Origin of the sequence: Collinsella sp. CLA-ER-H6 (assembly GCF_040092305.1) — a bacterium.
Taxonomy (GTDB): domain Bacteria; phylum Actinomycetota; class Coriobacteriia; order Coriobacteriales; family Coriobacteriaceae; genus Collinsella.
This window is the reverse complement of the sequence record NZ_JBBNLS010000011.1, coordinates 10,713-29,001: the sequence shown is the minus strand read 5'-3', so window position 1 is coordinate 29,001 and position 18,289 is coordinate 10,713. Positions and strand designations below refer to the sequence as shown.

Annotated in this window: 18 protein-coding genes; 4 read left to right on the top strand and 14 right to left on the bottom strand. The window is 58.0% G+C overall.

The features are described from left to right. Nucleotides 1-96 precede the first annotated feature (96 nt). Together AAAX77_RS06170 and dnaK are read right to left on the bottom strand one after the other, a co-directional pair. Complete coding sequence (locus AAAX77_RS06170) at nt 97-939, bottom strand: nucleotide exchange factor GrpE (protein WP_349105315.1); 843 nt, start codon at nt 937-939, stop codon at nt 97-99. 2 nt (nt 940-941) lie between these two features. Next, nucleotides 942-2,834, bottom strand: a complete 1,893-nt coding sequence (dnaK, locus tag AAAX77_RS06165; protein WP_349105313.1) for a molecular chaperone DnaK — start codon at nt 2,832-2,834, stop codon at nt 942-944. A 658-nt stretch (nt 2,835-3,492) separates the two neighbouring features. On the opposite strand from dnaK, the gene AAAX77_RS06160 reads away from it, so the two are divergent. Then, nucleotides 3,493-3,678: a 4Fe-4S binding protein gene (locus AAAX77_RS06160; protein ID WP_006235216.1), complete on the top strand. Its 186-nt coding sequence runs from the start codon at nt 3,493-3,495 to the stop codon at nt 3,676-3,678. A 175-nt stretch (nt 3,679-3,853) separates the two neighbouring features. Here the strand turns inward: AAAX77_RS06160 and AAAX77_RS06155 are convergent, their stop codons facing one another. From AAAX77_RS06155 to nadA, 4 genes are read right to left on the bottom strand one after another with little or no spacing between them, the layout of a single operon-like run. Then, the gene (locus tag AAAX77_RS06155) at nt 3,854-4,399 is read right to left on the bottom strand and encodes a transcription repressor NadR (protein WP_349105311.1); all 546 of its coding nucleotides are present in this window, start codon (nt 4,397-4,399) and stop codon (nt 3,854-3,856) included. Then, a complete protein-coding gene (gene nadC, locus AAAX77_RS06150) occupies nt 4,399-5,259 on the bottom strand; it encodes a carboxylating nicotinate-nucleotide diphosphorylase (protein ID WP_161115198.1) in 861 nt (286 codons plus the stop codon). The genes AAAX77_RS06155 and nadC overlap by 1 nt, the downstream gene beginning before the upstream one ends. Before the next feature lie 3 nt (nt 5,260-5,262). Continuing rightward, nucleotides 5,263-6,639 (bottom strand): FAD-binding protein, encoded by a 1,377-nt coding sequence (locus tag AAAX77_RS06145; protein WP_338324396.1) that lies wholly within the window; start codon nt 6,637-6,639, stop codon nt 5,263-5,265. A 55-nt stretch (nt 6,640-6,694) separates the two neighbouring features. Further along, entirely contained in the window at nt 6,695-7,720 is a 1,026-nt protein-coding gene (gene nadA, locus AAAX77_RS06140; protein WP_349105309.1) for a quinolinate synthase NadA, read from the bottom strand. Between the two features lie 292 nt (nt 7,721-8,012). Here nadA and AAAX77_RS06135 point away from each other — a divergent pair, with 292 nt between their 5' ends. Then, nucleotides 8,013-8,735, top strand: coding sequence for a LytTR family DNA-binding domain-containing protein (locus AAAX77_RS06135; protein ID WP_349105307.1), 723 nt, complete (start codon nt 8,013-8,015; stop codon nt 8,733-8,735). Further along, on the top strand, nt 8,735-10,012 hold the full coding sequence (locus AAAX77_RS06130) for a GHKL domain-containing protein (protein WP_349105306.1): 1,278 nt from the start codon (nt 8,735-8,737) through the stop codon (nt 10,010-10,012). The genes AAAX77_RS06135 and AAAX77_RS06130 overlap by 1 nt, the downstream gene beginning before the upstream one ends. A 64-nt stretch (nt 10,013-10,076) precedes the next feature. Here the strand turns inward: AAAX77_RS06130 and AAAX77_RS06125 are convergent, their stop codons facing one another. Continuing rightward, nucleotides 10,077-10,652, bottom strand: a complete 576-nt coding sequence (locus tag AAAX77_RS06125; RefSeq protein WP_260699689.1) for a hypothetical protein — start codon at nt 10,650-10,652, stop codon at nt 10,077-10,079. Nucleotides 10,653-10,788: 136 nt separating this feature from the next. Here AAAX77_RS06125 and trxA point away from each other — a divergent pair, with 136 nt between their 5' ends. Further along, nucleotides 10,789-11,109 carry a thioredoxin gene (gene trxA, locus AAAX77_RS06120; RefSeq protein ID WP_022093990.1) on the top strand — a complete coding sequence of 107 codons (321 nt, stop codon included), beginning with the start codon at nt 10,789-10,791 and terminating at the stop codon, nt 11,107-11,109. A 188-nt stretch (nt 11,110-11,297) separates the two neighbouring features. Here trxA and AAAX77_RS06115 read toward each other — a convergent pair whose 3' ends face one another. The 7 genes from AAAX77_RS06115 to AAAX77_RS06085 all read right to left on the bottom strand — a co-directional run bounded on the left by AAAX77_RS06115 (nt 11,298) and on the right by AAAX77_RS06085 (nt 18,286). Beyond that, nucleotides 11,298-12,218: a YARHG domain-containing protein gene (locus AAAX77_RS06115; protein ID WP_349105304.1), complete on the bottom strand. Its 921-nt coding sequence runs from the start codon at nt 12,216-12,218 to the stop codon at nt 11,298-11,300. A 134-nt stretch (nt 12,219-12,352) separates the two neighbouring features. After that, nucleotides 12,353-13,159, bottom strand: coding sequence for a peptidoglycan recognition family protein (locus AAAX77_RS06110; protein ID WP_227790466.1), 807 nt, complete (start codon nt 13,157-13,159; stop codon nt 12,353-12,355). Nucleotides 13,160-13,169: 10 nt separating this feature from the next. After that, entirely contained in the window at nt 13,170-13,433 is a 264-nt protein-coding gene (locus AAAX77_RS06105; protein ID WP_195362198.1) for a hypothetical protein, read from the bottom strand. Between the two features lie 18 nt (nt 13,434-13,451). Continuing rightward, entirely contained in the window at nt 13,452-14,039 is a 588-nt protein-coding gene (locus AAAX77_RS06100) for a hypothetical protein (RefSeq protein ID WP_227790467.1), read from the bottom strand. After that, on the bottom strand, nt 14,026-16,731 hold the full coding sequence (locus tag AAAX77_RS06095) for an FtsK/SpoIIIE domain-containing protein (RefSeq protein ID WP_349105302.1): 2,706 nt from the start codon (nt 16,729-16,731) through the stop codon (nt 14,026-14,028). Before AAAX77_RS06095 ends, AAAX77_RS06100 begins: the two co-directional genes overlap by 14 nt. Continuing rightward, nucleotides 16,731-17,177, bottom strand: coding sequence for a nucleotide exchange factor GrpE (gene grpE, locus AAAX77_RS06090; protein ID WP_227790469.1), 447 nt, complete (start codon nt 17,175-17,177; stop codon nt 16,731-16,733). Before grpE ends, AAAX77_RS06095 begins: the two co-directional genes overlap by 1 nt. Further along, the gene (locus AAAX77_RS06085; protein ID WP_349105300.1) at nt 17,177-18,286 is read right to left on the bottom strand and encodes a hypothetical protein; all 1,110 of its coding nucleotides are present in this window, start codon (nt 18,284-18,286) and stop codon (nt 17,177-17,179) included. Before AAAX77_RS06085 ends, grpE begins: the two co-directional genes overlap by 1 nt. Nucleotides 18,287-18,289 lie beyond the last annotated feature (3 nt).

Below are 18,289 nucleotides of genomic sequence, written 5' to 3'. Positions count from 1 at the left end.
CCTGTTACGTCCGCCGCCCATGCAGACGACGGCCCATGCTTTCATATGGCACTAGGCCAGAAAGGGCCCCGGGTGTTGCCCCGGGGCCCTTCTCAATTACTCCTCGGTGCTCTCGGCCGTATCGGCCGCAGCATCCTCGGGCGCCGCTTCGGGCTCCGGTGCGGGGCGCCTCTCGCCACCGTAGGTCACCGTCACCATCGCGGAACGCAGGATGCGATCCGCCATGCGGTAGCCCTTCTGGTACACATCGTTGACGGTCTCGTCGTACTGCGATGCGTCCTCGACGCGACCCACAGCCTGGTGCTCGAGCGGATCGAACGCCTCGCCCTTGGGGTCGATGGGCTCAACGCCCTCGTGCGCAAACACATCGAGCAGCTTGGCATGAACCGCGTCAACGCCATCGACGAACTGCTTAAAGTCGTCGGAAAGCTCTTGGCTGCGGGCATGGTCAATCGCGCGCTCGATATCGTCGATCACCGGCAACAGCGCGGTGACAAGCTTCTCGGTCGCGCGCTCGCGCTCGGCGATACGCTCGTTTGCGGTGCGGCGACGGAAGTTCTCCCAGTCGGCCTGCAGACGGGCGGTGCGCTCGGTGGCGTCCTTTGCCTTGTCCTCGGCGGCCTTCTGAGCCTCTGCCGCAGCATCAAGCTCGTTGCGCACGTCGTTAAGCTCCTTCTGAGCCTGCTCGAACTTAAGCTTAAAGTCGTTGTCGGCGGCTTCCTCACCGGCGCGGATAGCGGCTTCCACCATCTCGTCCTCGGTCATCGTCGCCTCCTTGTTGGAATCCTCTACCTGGTTCTCGGCAGCCTCGGCGGCCGCGGCCTCGTTGGCCTCGGTATCGTCGACGGCCTCTACGGGAATCTTCACGTCCTTCTCCTCGGAGTCAACGGGGGCGGCGCCAGCGGCAGCCGCCTCCGTGCGAGCTTTACGGGCGGACATGATTACTTGTCCTCGTCGTCCACAACCTCGTAGTCGGCGTCGACGACGTCATCGTCGGCAGGCTGGGCACCGGCGGCACCGTCGGTCTGCTGCTGAGCGTCGGCGTAGACAACCTGGGCCAGCTCGTAGGCCACGGACTGCAGGGACTCGCCGGCGGCCTTGATGGCCTCGACGTCAGAGCCCTCGAGCGCCTTCTTGGCGTCGGCGATAGCGGCCTCGGCCTTGGACTTCACATCGGCGGAAACCTTGTCGCCCAGCTCGTTGAGGGTCTGCTCGGTGGAGTAGCACAGGCTGTCGGTCTGGTTGCGGACCTCGACCTCTTCCTTCTGCTTCTTGTCCTCCTCGGCATGAGCCTCGGCGTCCTTGACCATACGATCGACTTCGTCATCGGACAGAGCGGTGGAGCCGGAAATGGTGATCTGCTGCTCCTTGCCGGTACCCTTGTCCTTAGCGGAGACCTTGACGATGCCGTTGGCGTCGATGTCGAAGGTAACCTCGATCTGCGGCACGCCGCGGCGGGCAGCCGGGATGCCGGTCAGCTGGAACTTACCGAGCGACTTGTTGTCGCGGGCAAGCTCGCGCTCGCCCTGGAGCACGTTGATCTCGACGCTGGTCTGGTTGTCGGCAGCGGTGGAGTAGACCTCGGTCTTGGAGGTCGGGATCGTGGTGTTGCGGTCGATCATCTTGGTCATGATGCCGCCCATGGTCTCGACACCCAGCGACAGCGGGGTAACGTCGAGCAGCAGGATGCCCTCGACGTCGCCGGTGAGCACGCCGCCCTGGACGGCAGCGCCGTCGGCAACGACCTCGTCGGGGTTCACGGACATGTTGGGCTGCTTGCCGGTCATGGTCTTGACGAGCTCCTGGACGGCGGGCATACGGGTGGAGCCGCCGACAAGGATGACCTCGGTCAGGTCGGAGAGCTTAAGCTTGGCGTCGCGCAGGGCGTTGGTGACAGGCTGCTTGCAGCGCTCGAGCAGGTCGCGGGTAATCTTCTCGAACTCGGCGCGGGTCAGCGTGTAGTTGAGGTGCAGCGGGCCGGACTGGTTCATGGTAATGAACGGCAGGTTGATGGTGGTCTGCTGGGCGGCGGAGAGCTCCTTCTTGGCGTTCTCGGCAGCCTCCTTCAGACGCTGCAGGGCCATGGGGTCCTGACGCAGGTCGACACCGTTCTCCTGCTGGAACTTATCGGCCATCCAGTCGATGACGCGCTGATCCCAGTCGTCGCCGCCCAGGTGGTTGTCGCCCGAGGTGGACAGAACCTCAAACACGCCGTCGGCGAGGTCGAGGATGGAGACGTCGAAGGTGCCGCCGCCCAGGTCGAAGACCAGGATGCGCTGGTCGGTGCCCTGCTTGTCCAGGCCATAGGCCAAAGCAGCAGCGGTCGGCTCGTTGACGATACGCTTGACGTTGAGGCCGGCGATCTTGCCGGCGTCCTTGGTGGCCTGACGCTGGGCGTCGTTGAAGTAGGCCGGGACGGTGATGACGGCGTCGGTGACGGTCTCGCCCAGATACTTCTCGGCGTCGGCCTTCATCTTGGCGAGCACCATGGCGCTCACCTGCTCGGCGGTGTAGTCCTTGCCCTCGATGTCGACGACGGCACGGCCACCCTGGCCCTCCTTGACCTCATACGGCACGGTCTTGATCTCGGAGGTGCACTCGGAGTACTTGCGGCCCATGAAGCGCTTGATAGAGAACACGGTGTTCTTGGGGTTGGTGACCGCCTGGTTCTTAGCGGCCTTGCCCACGACGCGGTCGCCGTCGGCGCGGAAGCCCACGACGGACGGGGTGGTGCGATCGCCCTCGGCGTTCACGATGATGGTCGGAGAACCGCCCTCGAGGACGGCCATAGCGGAGTTAGTAGTACCAAGGTCGATACCAAGAATCTTACTCATTAGAAATTCCCTCTCTCTTGTGCGTTTGCACCGACTCGGCGGTCTGCCGAGCGGTGTTTCGGCTTGTCTTTCAGGATGTAGTGTATCCCCTTATGGGCCGGAATATACAAAATCTAAGTCAATTCATATAAGATTTCTTATTGCCAAGAGTTTAGGTTCTTAAATGCGCAGGTAGATGCGCTGATTGAGTTCTCGGCAAATCTATCGAGATCTATGTAGAGATGGCTGAGGTTTGCGTCCGGGGGTGCCTGGGGGCCGTCTTGCGGAAAGCTCATCCCGGTTTGAGCGTGGATTCCGGGTCGCAGTTTCCGTCTGAAGGCTCAACCGGAAACCGTATCCCGTTTTGAGAGCTGATACCGGCTCGCATTTTCCGCTAGCGGGCCTAACCGGAAACTGCGACCCGTTTTTCGACAAAATAATGGGATGCGGTTTCCGCAAGCACGCTCAATCGCCCTATATTTCAAGTCACCTTTAGCTAACATTTGCGCAGCTCAACGGCCCCACCTGCGCATTTTTTAGTAAACCTTGGCATACTCGGCGAACGGTATGAAGATGCCGGTCAGAGGGTATTGCAAACGGTCGCTCCCGTGGTATGTTTTTGCCCGAATCAAACCGGCGCGCATCGCCTGTAGCGTCGGTCAACAGAGAGGAAACTACCATGGCTCATCCCGTAATTGATGCCGACGAGTGCATCGCTTGTGGCGTTTGCGTCGACTCCTGCCCCGCTGGCGTTCTGGAGCTCCAGGACGTCGCTACCGTCGCCGACGAGGACTCCTGCGTCGCCTGTGGCGCTTGCCAGGACGCTTGCCCCGCCGGCGCGATCACCGAGATCGTCGAGGAGTAACAACTCCCCCACTTGCACACTCACAAGTACACCGTGCACAAAAAGGAGGCCTCCGCATCGCCGCGGAGGCCTCCTTTTGCATATGTGGGCAGTTGCGGTGGAATAGTTCCTGGCTCATTGCTTAGGTGCCGATTGTAGGAACTATTTCACCGCAACTTATAAAGACGGTGTCGGGCTAGGACAAATCATCCTCGTAGGGCATGAGGTCTGCCAAGTAGCCTTTCTCCTTGAGCATGGCCTCGATCTCGTCGAGGGTTTGCTCATCCTCCGCGGCGATGCGATGGAAGTGGTAGCCGCTCGTCACCGTTAGCAGCGGAAAGCTCTTGCCGCTCTCGATATCGCGCAGATAGCGCTCGACATCGCGGCGGTTGCGAATGTCCAGGTCGGCCGTGATCTTGCCGTACACACGATGGTTGACGATCACGTTGAGCACGGCGCCACCCGCGTCGACGATACTCGTAAGCTCGTCGCCCGCCTGCTCCACGCTGTGGCGCACCTTAACAAGACGCGTGGGCACGGCGGGGCTGCTGGGGGCCTCCTGCAGCACGTAGCCGCGATTGGTCGCCACGATATCGTGTCCATCGGCACGCAGCAGGGCGATGTCTTGCACGACAATCTGGCGGCTCACACCCACCTCGCGAGCAAGTGCACTACCGGAGACGGGGTCTTTGGCTCGCTCGAGCACGCCCATGATGGCACGGCGACGCTCGCGGGCGTCCATTATTTACCGTCCAGCAGACGCAGGTGCTTAAGCGAGAGGTCGAGGATCGGCGCGGAGTGCGTCAGGGCGCCCGAGCTAATAAAGTCAACGCCCAGGTCGGCAAGCGCGCGGATATTGCTGGCATCCACGTTGCCCGAACACTCGGTCTTGGCACGGCCGGCGATAAGTTCAATCGCGGCAGCCATATCGTCGTGGGTCATGTTGTCGAACATGATGATGTCGGCGCCGGCCTCCATGGCCTCGCGCACCATGTCCAGGTTCTCGCACTCGATCTCGACCGTCGTGGTAAACGATGCATGGGCGCGCGCCATCTCAATCGCACGCGTCACGCCACCGGCGGCATCGATGTGGTTGTCCTTGAGCATGACGGCCGTCGACAGGTTGTAGCGGTGGTTGCTGCCGCCGCCAATCTCAACCGCCGCCTTCTCAAACACGCGCATGCCCGGCGTGGTCTTGCGCGTGTCGACGAGCACGGTCTTGGTTCCCTCGAGCGCCGCGGCCATGCTGTGTGTATAGGTAGCGATGCCGCTCATGCGCTGCAGGTAGTTGAGCGCCACGCGCTCGCCCGAAAGCAACACGCGCGCGTCGCCGCGCACCTGGCCCACGTGATCGCCGGCATGCACCTCGTCGCCATCCGAGACATCAAACAGCACCGAGCTCTGCGAATCCAGCAGCTCAAAGGTGCGGGCAAACACATCCAAGCCGGCGATGATGCCGTCGGCCTTGGCGATAAGCTCCACCGTGGCGGGACGCGCCGTGGGGCACACGCTCGCCGTGCTCACGTCCTCAAACGTGATGTCCTCGCGCAGGGCCTGCAGAATCAGATCATCGACGACGAGCTTCATGGTAATGGGATTCATGATCTACTCCTCCACGGCCTGCGTGCCGGCGGCACGGGCCAAATCATCGATTGCCAGAGGGTCGGCGCCCAGGGCGCGATGACGGCCATCGAGCGCGGGATCGCCCGCCTGCTCCACTGCGAGCGACTCGCCGGTGCGCATGTACCACGCGGCGCGACGACCCCAGACCAGCGCCTCGAGCAGGCTGTTGGAAGCCAGGCGATTCTTGCCGTGAACGCCGTTGCAGGCCGTCTCGCCCGCGGCGTAGAGCTCGGGCATCGAGGTGCGGCCGTCCTTGTCGACCCACACGCCGCCCATAAAGTAGTGCTGCGTCGGCGTAACGGGAATGGGCTCGTCCAAGATGTCGCGGCCGTCCTCCAGGCAGCGCGCGCGAATGTTGGCAAAGTGCCCGGTCACCACGTCGCGCTCGACGGGGGCAAAGCTCAGCCACTCGTGCTCGGTGCCGTCCTGCTTCATCTGCTCGCGAATAGCGGCGGCGACCACATCGCGCGGCTGGAGCTCATCGGTAAAGCGCTCGCCGGCGGCGTTAAGCAAAATCGCGCCCTCGCCGCGGCAGCTCTCGCTGATCAGGAAGGTGCGGCCCGGCTGCGGCGAGAACAGCCCCGTGGGGTGAATCTGCACGTAGTCCAGGTGCTCCATCTTAATGCCATGCTCCTGAGCAATGTAGCAGGCATCGCCCGTGAGCTGCGGGTAGTTGGTCGAATGGTCGTATACGCCGCCGATGCCGCCCGTTGCCCACAGCGTGTGGCGGGCATGGATCTTAAACGGCTCGCCGGCATGCGCGCCCTCGGCGGCATTTACCAGCTCGTCGGCGGGACGAACCGAGTTGTTCTCGTCCACGGGAACGGCGACGATACCGGTGCACACCGTGGCGCCGTCACGCTCGCCCGTCAGGATGTCGGTCATGGCCACGTGCTCCAAAATCTGCACGTTGTCCAGCTTGCGAACGGCCTGGAGCAGTTTGGTCGTGATCTCCTTGCCCGTAATGTCGGCATGGAAGGCAATGCGCGGACGGCTGTGCGCGCCCTCGCGGGTAAAGTCGAGGCTGCCGTCGGCCTTGCGCTCAAAATCCACGCCCATCGCTAGCAGGTCGTTGATGACCGAACGGCTCGAGCGGATCATGATGTCGACGCTCTCGCGGCGGTTCTCGTAGTGACCGGCGTGCATGGTGTCCTCAAAGAAGGCATCATAGTCCGAGCCCTCGGGCAGCACGCAGATGCCGCCCTGCGCGAGCATCGAATCGCACTCATCGACCGCGCCCTTGGAGAGCATGATCACGCGCGTGCTCGTCGGCAGATTGAGGGCCGCGTACAGACCCGCCACGCCGCAGCCGGCAATGACGACGTCGCACTCCATATCGGGGTATTGCTTGGTTTCCACAGGAATCCTCTCCCTTGAATGTGACATAAGGGACCGTCCCTCATGCAACATTGTTCTAGCGTGCTGCGTACTCGAGCATACGGTCGAGCGTGAGCTTGGCCTGGTCTGCTGCCTCGTCCGAGACGCCGATCTGCACCTCGCCCTCGCCCGCCTCCAGGCAGCGCACGAGCTTTTCGAGCGTGATGAGGTCCATGTTGACGCAGGTGGGCTGCACCGCGGGGAAATAAAACTTCTTGCCGGTGCCCTGGCAGCGGCGCTCGAGCTCGTAGAGCACGCCGCGGACCGTCACGATGATGAATTCGCTCGCGTCGGACTCCTCGGCATACTTGATGATGCCGGCGGTGGAGCCGATGTAGTCGGCCTCGGCCAGAACGTCGGCCTTGCACTCAGGATGCGCCAGCACGAGCGCGTCGGGGTGGGCCTCCGTCGCGTCGACGATCTGCTCGACGGTGATGATGTGATGGCGTGGGCAGTAGCCGTTGTTGAGGATGACGTGCTTTTGCGGCACCTGCTCGGCTACGAAGCGTCCCAGGTTTTGGTCGGGAATGAACAGGATATGCTGCTGCGGCAGCTCGGACACGATCTTAACGGCGTTGGAACTGGTGACGCACACGTCGCTCCAGCTCTTGATCTCGACCGTGGAGTTGACGTAGCACACCACGGCCAGGTCGTCGCCGTACTCGGCGCGCGCCGCGTCAACCGTCTCGCGCTTGACCATGTGCGCCATGGGACAGTCTGCGCCCGGCTCGGGCAGCAGCACGGTCTTAGTGGGATTGAGCAGCTTGGCGCTCTCGCCCATAAACTCCACGCCGCACAACACGATGGTCTGCTGCGGCAGGCTCTTGGCGAGCTTTGCCAGGTAGAAGCTATCGCCGACGTAATCGGCAACGGCTTGGACCTCGGGCGCCACGTAATAGTGCGCCAGGATCACCGCGTCACGTTGGGTTTTTAGTTGCTGAATGGCCTCGACGAGCTCTGCGGGCACCAGTGCCGCACGCTCCGTTGCCGTCGTTGCCGATGCCAAGCCGGCCGCGATATCGCGTGCAAGCTCCGACGCATCCATGTTCGCGCTCTGTGCCATCAAGGCCCCTCTCTTTTGGCGAATCTTGGGGCTTTAGTATGACACCTAGGTTTACAGCTGACAAGACAGCTGTAAACCTAGGTGTAAAGTTGAAATAAAGATTCAATCATGTGGCAGGTCCATATTCGAACTGGCAAGCTGAGGATAGCTGAGCTCTCGATGGCGCAGGAGGCATCTTTCGCCACCGCAATACCGCTTGGCGCGAGTTGCACGCCGTGGGGCGCAAACGGTCCGCACCCCCGCAAGCGGCGCGTACCCGATGTGGCAAAATCGAACTACTTAAGGGGGCCGAATGCTCAAGATTATTGCCTGCGACGATGATGTCGCTTTTCTAGATAGACTGCACCGGATGATCGACCGTTGGTCGACCGAGACGGGCACGGCGGTCGATGTTGCGCTCGTCACACGCGGCGAGGACCTGCTGGCCCGCCATGCCGCATCGCGCACCGACATCATTCTGCTCGACATGATCATGCCGCTCGTCAACGGCATGGACACCGCACGCGAACTGCGCCAGGCCGACACCGCCGTGCGCCTGGTGTTCCTCACCTCGTCGCCCGAGTTCGCGCTGGAATCCTACGAGGTCCGCGCCTTCGACTATCTGCTCAAGCCCGTGACTTACGAACGCCTGGCGCGATTACTCGACGAGCTTTCGAGCATGCGCCCGGCGGCAACCGACGAGCTCGTGATCAAAACTTCCTTTGGCTACCACGCCCTGCGCCTGTCCGACATCGAATATGCCGAGGCGCGCAACAAGCACGTGGTCTTCCACCTGCGCGACGGACGCGATATCGAGGCACTCGAGTCGTTCCGCAGCGTCGAGGACCGCTTGGAGCAAAACGCGGTCTTCTTTAAATGCCACCGCAGCTACCAGGTCAACCTGCGCAATATCGATCACTTTGACCGCACGGACATCGTCATGCGCTCGGGCGCGTGCATCCCGCTTTCGCGCAGTTGCAAGCAGGGATTCCAAGACGCCTACTTTGCGGTGCGCTTTGAGGGTGGGAGACACTGATGGTCTCCTCGGTCGAAATGGTCCTTTGGGCAATCCACCACGCCACGACGCTACTCTTTGGCGTCTTTGCCTCGGCGGCGCTGTGCGGTGTCGAGATCAACCGGCGTCATACGCTTGAACTGGTGTTGGTCGGCATCGTGACCGGCGCTGCCTTTTCGATCGCCAATGTCGTTGGCGGCGAACTATTTGCCCGACAGGTTTATCCACTTGCCGTGCACCTGCCGCTTATCGTCTACCTGTGTGCGCGCTACCGCCTGAGCCCGCTGCTTGCCGCGCTCGGCATTACGAGTGCTTATCTGAGCTGCCAGTTCAGCAATTGGATGGGCATCGCCGCCTTTGCCGCAACCGATTCGCAGATCGCGTACTATCTGGCGCGCATCGCGACCACACTCGCCGTCTTTGCCGTCCTGTTGCATTGGGCCGGCGACATCGGTCCACGCTTGGCGATTAAAAGCACCACCGAGCTGGGCATCCTTTTAATCCTGCCGCTCGTCTATTACGTCTTTGACTATGCCACCAACGTCTACACCACGCTGTTCCACTCGGGCTCGGTGGTAACGGTTGAGTTTTTGGCATTTGCGCTCTGTGCCTTCTATCTTATGTTTCTTGCCGTTTACCTGCGCGAATACGAAGAAAAGGAAACCGCCGAGCGAGAGCGCTGGATGCTCGAAACCCGCGACAGCGCCGCCATCAAAGAGCTCGAGGCTTGGCGTCAATCTGGGCGCGAGCTGTCGATTCTTCGCCACGATATGCGCCACTTCCTACGCGGCCTAGCCGCTTTAATTGAGGAGGGCCACACCGACGAGGCGCTCAAACGCATCGATGAACTCTGCGAAGCCGGCGATCGCACCGCCGTACGCCGCTTCTGCGCCAACGAGACCGTAAACATCGCGCTTTCGTCATTTAACTCGGATATCAATAGAAACGGCATTACCGCCAACCTGCGCGCCGCCGTACCCGAAACCATCCACGTAGGTGACGCCGACCTGTTTAGCGTGCTCTCAAATGCCTTGGAAAACGCTATCACCGCCGCGAGCGCCGCGCCCCAGGGAAAGCGATTCGTCGACTTTGACCTGCGATTAGAGGACGGCCAGCTGCTGCTGTTAGTTTCCAACACGTTTGACCGCGCGCCGCGCATGGTCGACGGCATGCCCGTGACCCGGCATGCGGGCCACGGCTTTGGCACCAAGAGCATCAAACTTGCCGTGGAGCGCATGAACGGCAACTGTCAGTTCCGCATTAACGGCGATCGGTTTGAGCTGCGCGCTGTGATGTAGAAGTGCGGCGCCGATCTCGCGGCGTGTCTTGCCCGCCAGGCAATCGCTCACCGGCGCCAATCTGCTACAGCGGAGCGGCCGCCGGGGTCAGCTGCTTGATGTAGGCCCACATGCGCTGCTTGGCCGCTTTGTCGGTCAGCGCCGCCTCAAAGCCATCGAGCGCGAGCACGCGGCGGCCCTGCACATGGGCGACCAGGCCGGGCTTGAGCATGGCGGTGTCGAAGTCATCGATCGCCACGAGCATATCGGCGTAGGTCTCGCGCATGGCGTCAGCCGCGTTGTTGTCGAGCAGCAGCACCGCCTCGGGGTCCAAAGCCTCAAGCGCCTCACGGAACAGCTCGCACGGCAGAGTCTCGCCCACCGCGACCGTCCCATCACCCACGCCGGCGACGCTTGCCAGCACGCAAAAATCCTCGGGCGCGTAGCCGATGGCCCCAAGCGCCTTGCGCAACGCCGCGCCATCCGGGCCGGCGGCAAGCTCGCCACCCGAACGCTCGGCCTCGTCCAGATCGCCTTTGACCAGCACGATCGGCGAGCACGCGTTGCCCGCGATACGCACGCCACGACCCGCGAGCGATGCGAGCTCCTGCTCGGTCGCCTGGGCGATGGCTTCTTTTTTCTGGCTTTGTGACGTGGGCATGCGCTCTCCAATCGTTTGCGTGCCCACCATTATATAAAAGAGCCGCCCGCGAGTGGTTGCTTTGCGGGCGGCTGGGTATAAGCACGGTCGTACTGAGTTTTACGCGGCCGAGCCGCGTCGCATTATGGAGGTCACCATGGCTGACATTAATCAGATTACCCCCGAGAACTTCGATTCCATCGTTAACGACAGCCTGCCCGTGCTGGTCGATTTTTGGGCACCGTGGTGCGGGCCCTGTCGATCCCTCTCGCCCATCGTTGACGAGGTTGCCGATGAGCTGGCGGGCAAGCTTGCCGTTGCCAAATGCAACGTCGACGACAACCAGGACCTGGCCATGAAGTATGGCGTCATGAGCATCCCCACGCTGATTGTGTTTAAGAACGGCGAGGAGATTGACCGCTCGGTTGGCGCTCTGCCCAAGGCGAGGCTGCAGGCGCTGCTGGAGAAGCATCTGTAATACGCTTGTTACATGTTGCCGTCTGCCTGCCGTCCATGAGCGCTTTTACGCCGCTCGCCGGACTTCTGAATGCACCGAGTGCAACCACGGATAGTATGGTAGTCACAAACAGCCCCCAGTGAACGGGTGCGGGTCGCACAGACTCGTACCCGTTTTCTTCATTTGCCTAGTCTTTGCCACAAGTTTTGTTATGGATTTAAAAACTCAGATCCGATAGCACGTTCGTAAGACTGGATCGTTTCGGCATTTGCCCTCTCGATATCATTAAGCGGTGATGTCATCGCATCAAATTCCTCAGGCGAGTATATGCCTTCATACCAATCCTTATTGTCGAAATACTCTTGAATCTTCTCATTCTTGAACTTGCGACCATGGCGTGCATATATTTCATTTCTTGCCAAGCAAAGCTCCCATGTGCTCATACCCATTTCTTCAATCTCCGCCTCGGTATAACGCCGTGAGTCGCTTTCAGAAAGTAAGTAACCGTCTACCGTCGAACTCTTCGCATCACAGTAATAGGAAAAGCTATCCATAACCTTATGTGATTGATCATCAATATATGACACGACAACCGTACGGCTATCACCCGAATCGCTACCGAGCGTCGACCGATATGCGAGCTTGCAAACTCCGTCCGAACCAACTACAACACTCCGGGGGTTAGTCGAAGCCTGCTCACCGTTCGTACCCGCTTCTTTCAGGGACCAATTCTCCGGCTTCGACAACGCCTCTGTCGAAGAGCCGGTCACCTTGACATTCACCACCATCTCTGGAAACCCGGCGGAGTTATTTGATACCACTATTAATTCAGTTGCGTCCTCATCGTCGGCCTCGTCCTTTTCATCTGAGTTTTCCGACTCAAACTCATCGGCGTCCGATTTATACATCGTATGCTGATAGGTTTGAGTGATTTCTGGTGATGAGTGCCCACTCCCGAATCGATTCCAAACATAAAAGCCGCCAATAATGATGACGGCCACCAGGCCAATTATCACGATTTTATTTGAATCGAATCCGCCAATTAACCCAATTACTCTTTTACCTAGTTCGTTGCCAGAATCCTCCGCCGGCGCCTTCCCCTTCGCATTATCCTTGACATCGAATGGCATCCGCTCATTCTCTGTGGTCGACCGACCCACGCCAGAAGATACTTTCGCAGCACAAAAGGGGCAGTAAACTGTCCCCTCTTCTATCTCTGCGTTACATTTGGGACACTTCACTGTCTCCCCTTTCAAGCTGTCTTTTAGCCATCAACATGACGCCGATATTCTTGATAGTTCGACAGATATGATGAGAATTCCGCCGATGTATCCGAATTTCCCGTCCGCCACGCCTTGTGGTCGATAATCTGGCTCTTGAACCCGTAGTACTCATCGATATACGCAATTAGACCGTCGACAGCGATAAGCTGCTCTTCGGGGTAATCGCCCGATCCTCCAACATGAACCATCTCAATCCCAACGGAATAAGAGTTCATGCCGTAATCGGGATAGCTTCCCCCTATCGGTAACGTTCCGACCTTGTCATCTCTCGAATCATCGATTGTTCCATACTGCTCGTTCTTCCCAGCATCGCCAAAACCGGCATGGTGCGCGATTTGATCGAGAGGCACGCATTGAACGATCGACCCATCTTTTCCAACAACAAAATGAGCCGCTACCTTATTGCCATTGGACTCCCACCAATCGATGACACTTTCAGGGGAAGAATCGCCCTCCGTATCGTGCAAAACGATGTACTTCTGAAACTCAGGACCCTTAGGCCCATGCGCCAAGTCGGCGTAGTACCGTTCTTGAATGCTTGGCTGAAATTCCGAGCTCCCATCGATGGACGAAGAGCGGGATTCGTCTTGCCCTACAACCCCTGAAACCGCGTCAGCAACTCTCGCGTTGCAGATATCAAGCACATCTCCAACACCATCTGCACAAGCCGCCAGAACACAATTGCTTCCGCTGGATTTCACGACCTTTCTCACGCCAATACGACCGACCAGAACAATTCCCAAGCCGAACAAGAAAACGGCAAGCGCGGAGACGAGCCCCCGCGCCACCCATAAACGCCTAGAGCGTACTTGCATACGTGCTGACCACATCGCATGCCGTACTGATAAGGCCACCCGCCTCGAGCAGCTTTGCCGCTGCCGCTCCAAGCTGCCCAACCGCCTCATTTTGAGCGGTCGAATTTGTTCCTTCCATTGCCGCGTTAAGCATGTCGTGCAGTGAATCGAGATCGTCCGCCACCGTGACGCACACACCTCGCTGCGTCTCCATCTTCGACACCAACGCGTTCAGCTCTGCAACGAGCTGGCCGATGTTCTGACTCATTTCTGTTCCTTTCCGTTGTCACAACAACCCAAATAGCGCATTCGCAATAAGCGAAATTACCCCAATACAGCACGCGCATAGAATCGCCGCCTGAGAAAGGCAGCCGCCTTTCGACTCCTCGGCTTTAACGGGAAGAGGATCCAGCATCGCCTTCTCTTCTTCCATCAGAAGACGCTTCCGGTCAAGAGCCGCCCGTCGAGCATCCAGTGCATTTGAAGATCGCTGACTTAACTCGTCCACAGACGTATCTTTTTCAATCATCTCGATATAGCAATCGATTTTCTTGATAAGCCCTGATAACGAAGAGGCAAGCTCGGCAGCGTCTTCATTCGACGCAATCGGTCTTACCATGTTCGGAAGCGCAGCGCCGACGTCCTTCGCGTGACTCCCCGCAAGTCGTTTAGACAATTGCGAAAAAGCCTCCTGTGCTTGATGCGCCAGGCGATCTATCTCCGCTTTCTTTTTGCCCGCCATGTTCCTCGCAGAAATCGACTCCCGATCACAACGATCGCACTCCTGCTTAACAAGCTGGGCGGTCGACGCCTCCGATTTCAGAAATCGTTCTGCTTCGGACAGATACCTTTCGTACAAATCATCCCTGCTCATCGTCGCCCCTCCTCCATAATCGCGTTGCGACAAAGGGCATGAGCTTCATTGAGGGACGTCCCGAAGAAGCCTCCTTGTAAAGGACCCGGTTCTCTTGCCCGTTCCACTGGCACAGCGGGCCATCCAACTGCTTCGCTGCGACATTCGAGCCAAACAGACACGCCACGCCGTCAAAAGACGACAGTCCCGATGAACCCAACTGCGCTGAAAGCGCTACGGGGTTTTGCCAATGGCAGACAAAGTGGATTCCGTGCATAGGAGCCTCGCGGAATACCTTTTGAATCTTCTGCTGAGCACCAAAGTCGAAAGATCCTAGTGAGTCCGCATTCGGCACCAACACAAACCGCTCCCGCCCACATTCTTCCCCGACATCATTTCTCTGAAGACAATTGGTAATCCATGCAGCCGCTTCGTCCGAAGGCACGACCTCCGGAGAAACCCCCGCACGAGCGCATATCTCCAGAGTCGAATTAGAAACATGGCGCGCGCCATCCTCCACTACAGCAAACTCAGCGCCTCGCTCATAGCGTGCAAGCGATAAAACAAGCGTTTCCATAACACACGCCGCAAGATCGACAGAATTCGGAAGATCACCAAGCCCTGGCAGCGTTCCCCTGCCCACAAGAGCGATATTGCTTCCCGCAGCTCTTTCAAACGGGAAATATATCGGTGCCAACCCAGCAGAAACACCCCGGCCAAGCAAGGCGCTCGGCACGTTACCTGAATCTATGTCGTTCTGCTCAAGGAGGGCCTCAGTCAACTCCGGCAGAGTGCTTCCGTCGAAAACCACCGGTTCATCAAGGTGCCCTTTTGGCATTGCATAGAACTTGTTCCTGAGACTGTCCAACGTGGCATCCTCAGCAAACGGCGTAAGCACCGTCACATTTGCGCTCGGATTTCCGTAATCTTCGTTCAGAATCGCCTGTCCCCTGAACCTTAGGCTAGCAGCCGCCTCGTTAAAGGGTCCGAAAGTCGCCCGCGACTCCGCCGGCGAGTTTTTCAGTCCGATACGGATAGGAAACTGTGCGAAGAACTTGCCCTGGGAAATGGCAAGATTGGTTATCCCGCCGATACTTTGTGACGCCAATATCACGTGAATACCGTATGCACGATAGAGGCGAACGATGCGTTCCAAAAGTTCACAGGCTTCCTTGCCTCTTGCGCCTTCTAGAAATAGCTGGAACTCATCAATGACCACAACGATACGCGGCATCTTATTCCCGCTATTGCGCCGATACTTGAGCAGATTATCTCCGTAAGGCTTGATCGCAGCGGCCCTCCGTTTGGCCTCGGCGGCTATGGAATTCAGCACATCCATGGCAAAGTCTTCATCGGCCTCAAGCCCAAATGCCTTTACCTGCGGTAGATACTCGGGGGAATCCGGCGTGGGAGCCATGGGAAACAGGGTAACGCCCTCTTTGAAATCAAACAGATAGAGTTCCAACTCGTCGGGAGAATACCTGGCGCACAAACCGTAGATGATATCTTTCAACAGATTCGATTTACCCTGTCCGACCGCGCCGGTTATCAGTGCATTATGTCTTTGAGTCTCATTCGAGCCAATCGTGACATCAACCGTCTGGGTTCCACGCAGACCCAGCGAGAACGTGACTCCGTCCTCGCTCGTCTCCATCCAATACTCCGCGGGAAGCACCGACTCGATCTTTACTTCGGGCAACCGCAGCTCTGCCGCTGATCGGGCCATCCGCTCGGCGGCTTGCGCCGATTCAATCGTGTCAAGCTCATAGAGCTCAACATCGTAGCCATCGTGACCCAGCCATCGGGCATGACTGCCCGAGAATAGTTCGAGACGCTCCGAAACAGGATAGGAACGTTTCTTCTCGCAATACCATTTGGGAAAGTCGTCCATCTTAGGTTGTATCATTAGGAAAGAAGTGCCTGCCTTTGGGGCCGCCTTCATCAGCGAGCAGATACGGTCGTATTGCTCGGCAGCCATTCCCATCGGCATATCGTGGATCACAACGAGCTGGTACTTCTCGACCGGCATTCCGACCCGTTGGTGATATACCGCCAGGCTCTCATCGTCTGACAGCAACTCGTTGTTGATCTGCGTCACACGGTCGGTCAGCTCGTTAAGTAAGGCATCGAGTTCGCCTCTCGAATGCAAATACCTGACCGCTGCCTCGCCTTGCCCGTTCCGGCCAATCGTCGAAAAAGGAGCCTCGATGTTTTTTAGTGCCGGGTCAAAACTAATGATTTCAACTTGCGACGCTGAAGTCGATAAAAGCGTCTTGGCCTCTACCTCGCGCACTACCCCGTCTGAAATGCAGCCCTCGCCTGAAACCGACATCACGATATTGCCGTGACCAAGCAACGGAACGATAAAGGGCACCGTAAACAAATCGTCACGTTTTGAAGTTTTCGACATCGATCCAATCTGGATATACTCGGCGGCATTGAGGGCCGAGCCTTCCTCGATCGCCAGCAACTCGTCAACGGTATCCTGCACCCGCTTTTTCGAAAGGGCGTTGCGGCGCTTCTCCCGGATGCTGAGTTTATTGAGTGCTCGTGTTTTTGCCTCCTGCCTCTCCTTCAGCGTCATCTTCAACCACGTGTCAACGGAGGCAGATTGGGATTCACAAGCTCCCAGCAGATGAGCCTGGCATTCCTTGACCTCGCTGAGCGCTTGCCTCATTTCGGCATAGGTCTCTTCCAGCGACATATTGGCCATCAGTCCTCTTCGTGCCGAAAGACAACCACTCGCGCTGGGCGGAGAAGTCTTCCGCCAATCCTGTAACCGTCTCGCTCTACTCGAGCCACCTTTCCATCTTTGAAGGCGTCGTCTGTCTTAATCAATCCAACGATTTCATGCTCATGTAGATTAACCGTCTCGTCACACAGAACAGGCTCAAGCCCGTAATGGCTACAGACCTCGATAATCTCATCCACAATCGAAGACCTCAAGTCCTCTGACAGCGGCTCATTCTTGACTCTATCAACGGCAAGCAGCAGCTCACTGAATAATCCTGCATAAGCTTCGCCAGTGGCCAAGTCTTTGATTTTTCTTGAATCTGATTTGAGAGAAGCAAGAGACGCTCTGAGCCGTTCTGTACAGTCAATAATTGCTTGGCGATCCATCTCCAAGCTGTCAAGTGCTTGGTCCCAGCGCACGTCCATTATTGGAGCCCTGTCCTCTTTGCAAGCTCTCCTAATTTACGGGCATTGATCATCCATCCGGTCGGTACAACAAAGAAGAATGCATACAGGAGCAGCCCAAAGAACAGAACGAGCGTCAAGGGAGCGCCACTTGACCCGCTTATCATAAATAAGAAGGTCAAGCCGCAGAGAATCCAAAACCATCGGGCCGGTGCAATGTAGTGCCTTTTACGCGCCCAGTCGATAAGGCCCTCCATTTTCTCAATCCATTCCTCATCAGCCTTGTCGATATTTCCCAACGTGCGCATTTCATTAACGACAAGTTCAGCATGCTGGATTTGTTTCATATTGGTGAAATAGCCAGCATTATCCTTTGAGCTCATTTTGTTCTCGACATCCGTCTCTAGACACCGGCATAACGAGCTTAGGACGGGTCCATAATCCGGATGTGCCTCATGAAGATTGCGCGCCATAGTGAGGGCCTGGTCAAATTTCCCCTGAAGATAACGCGCATCAACCAAGCGCGCCATAATCGTATAGTCGCTCTTATCAATCTGCTGGGCCTTCAGAAACTCAGCCTCGGCGTCTGCGTATTTATCAATCATTATGTACGAGTCGCCCAACAGCCTATGAGCGGTCGCCTGATTCGAGCCAAGCTTCAGCAACTCAGATGCAGCAAAAATGGATTCGTCATACTTGTCCATCGAATATGCTGCCAGAGCCCACACAAGCCATGCTTCCGCATCGGTTGGGCAATTCCTTGTTGCCTCCCTAGCGGCAAAACAAGCGTTGGCACTCTGACCGTTTTTGAAATAATCTTTCGCTTCTGATGTCCAGTCTTTCTCGGCGGTTGCAGCACGGGCGTCTTTTTCCAGGCCCCTCTTGCTGTCACTCTTCCCGCTATCATATGTGGCATCGTATTCCAAGCGTTTTGAACTGTTGTGAAACAACGAATCTGCTTCATTTAAGAGCTGCATCATCCTTTCGGCGTTCGCTCTTTGCATAGCATCCGGAGATCCTTCGAGACGCCTGAAGCGCTTTCGTGTTTTCTTAATCGCCTCTTCAATCTCCTCAATCGGCGCATTCTTTTCCAGCTCGAGAATTTCATAGTAGTCAACAAATTCTTCCATCAG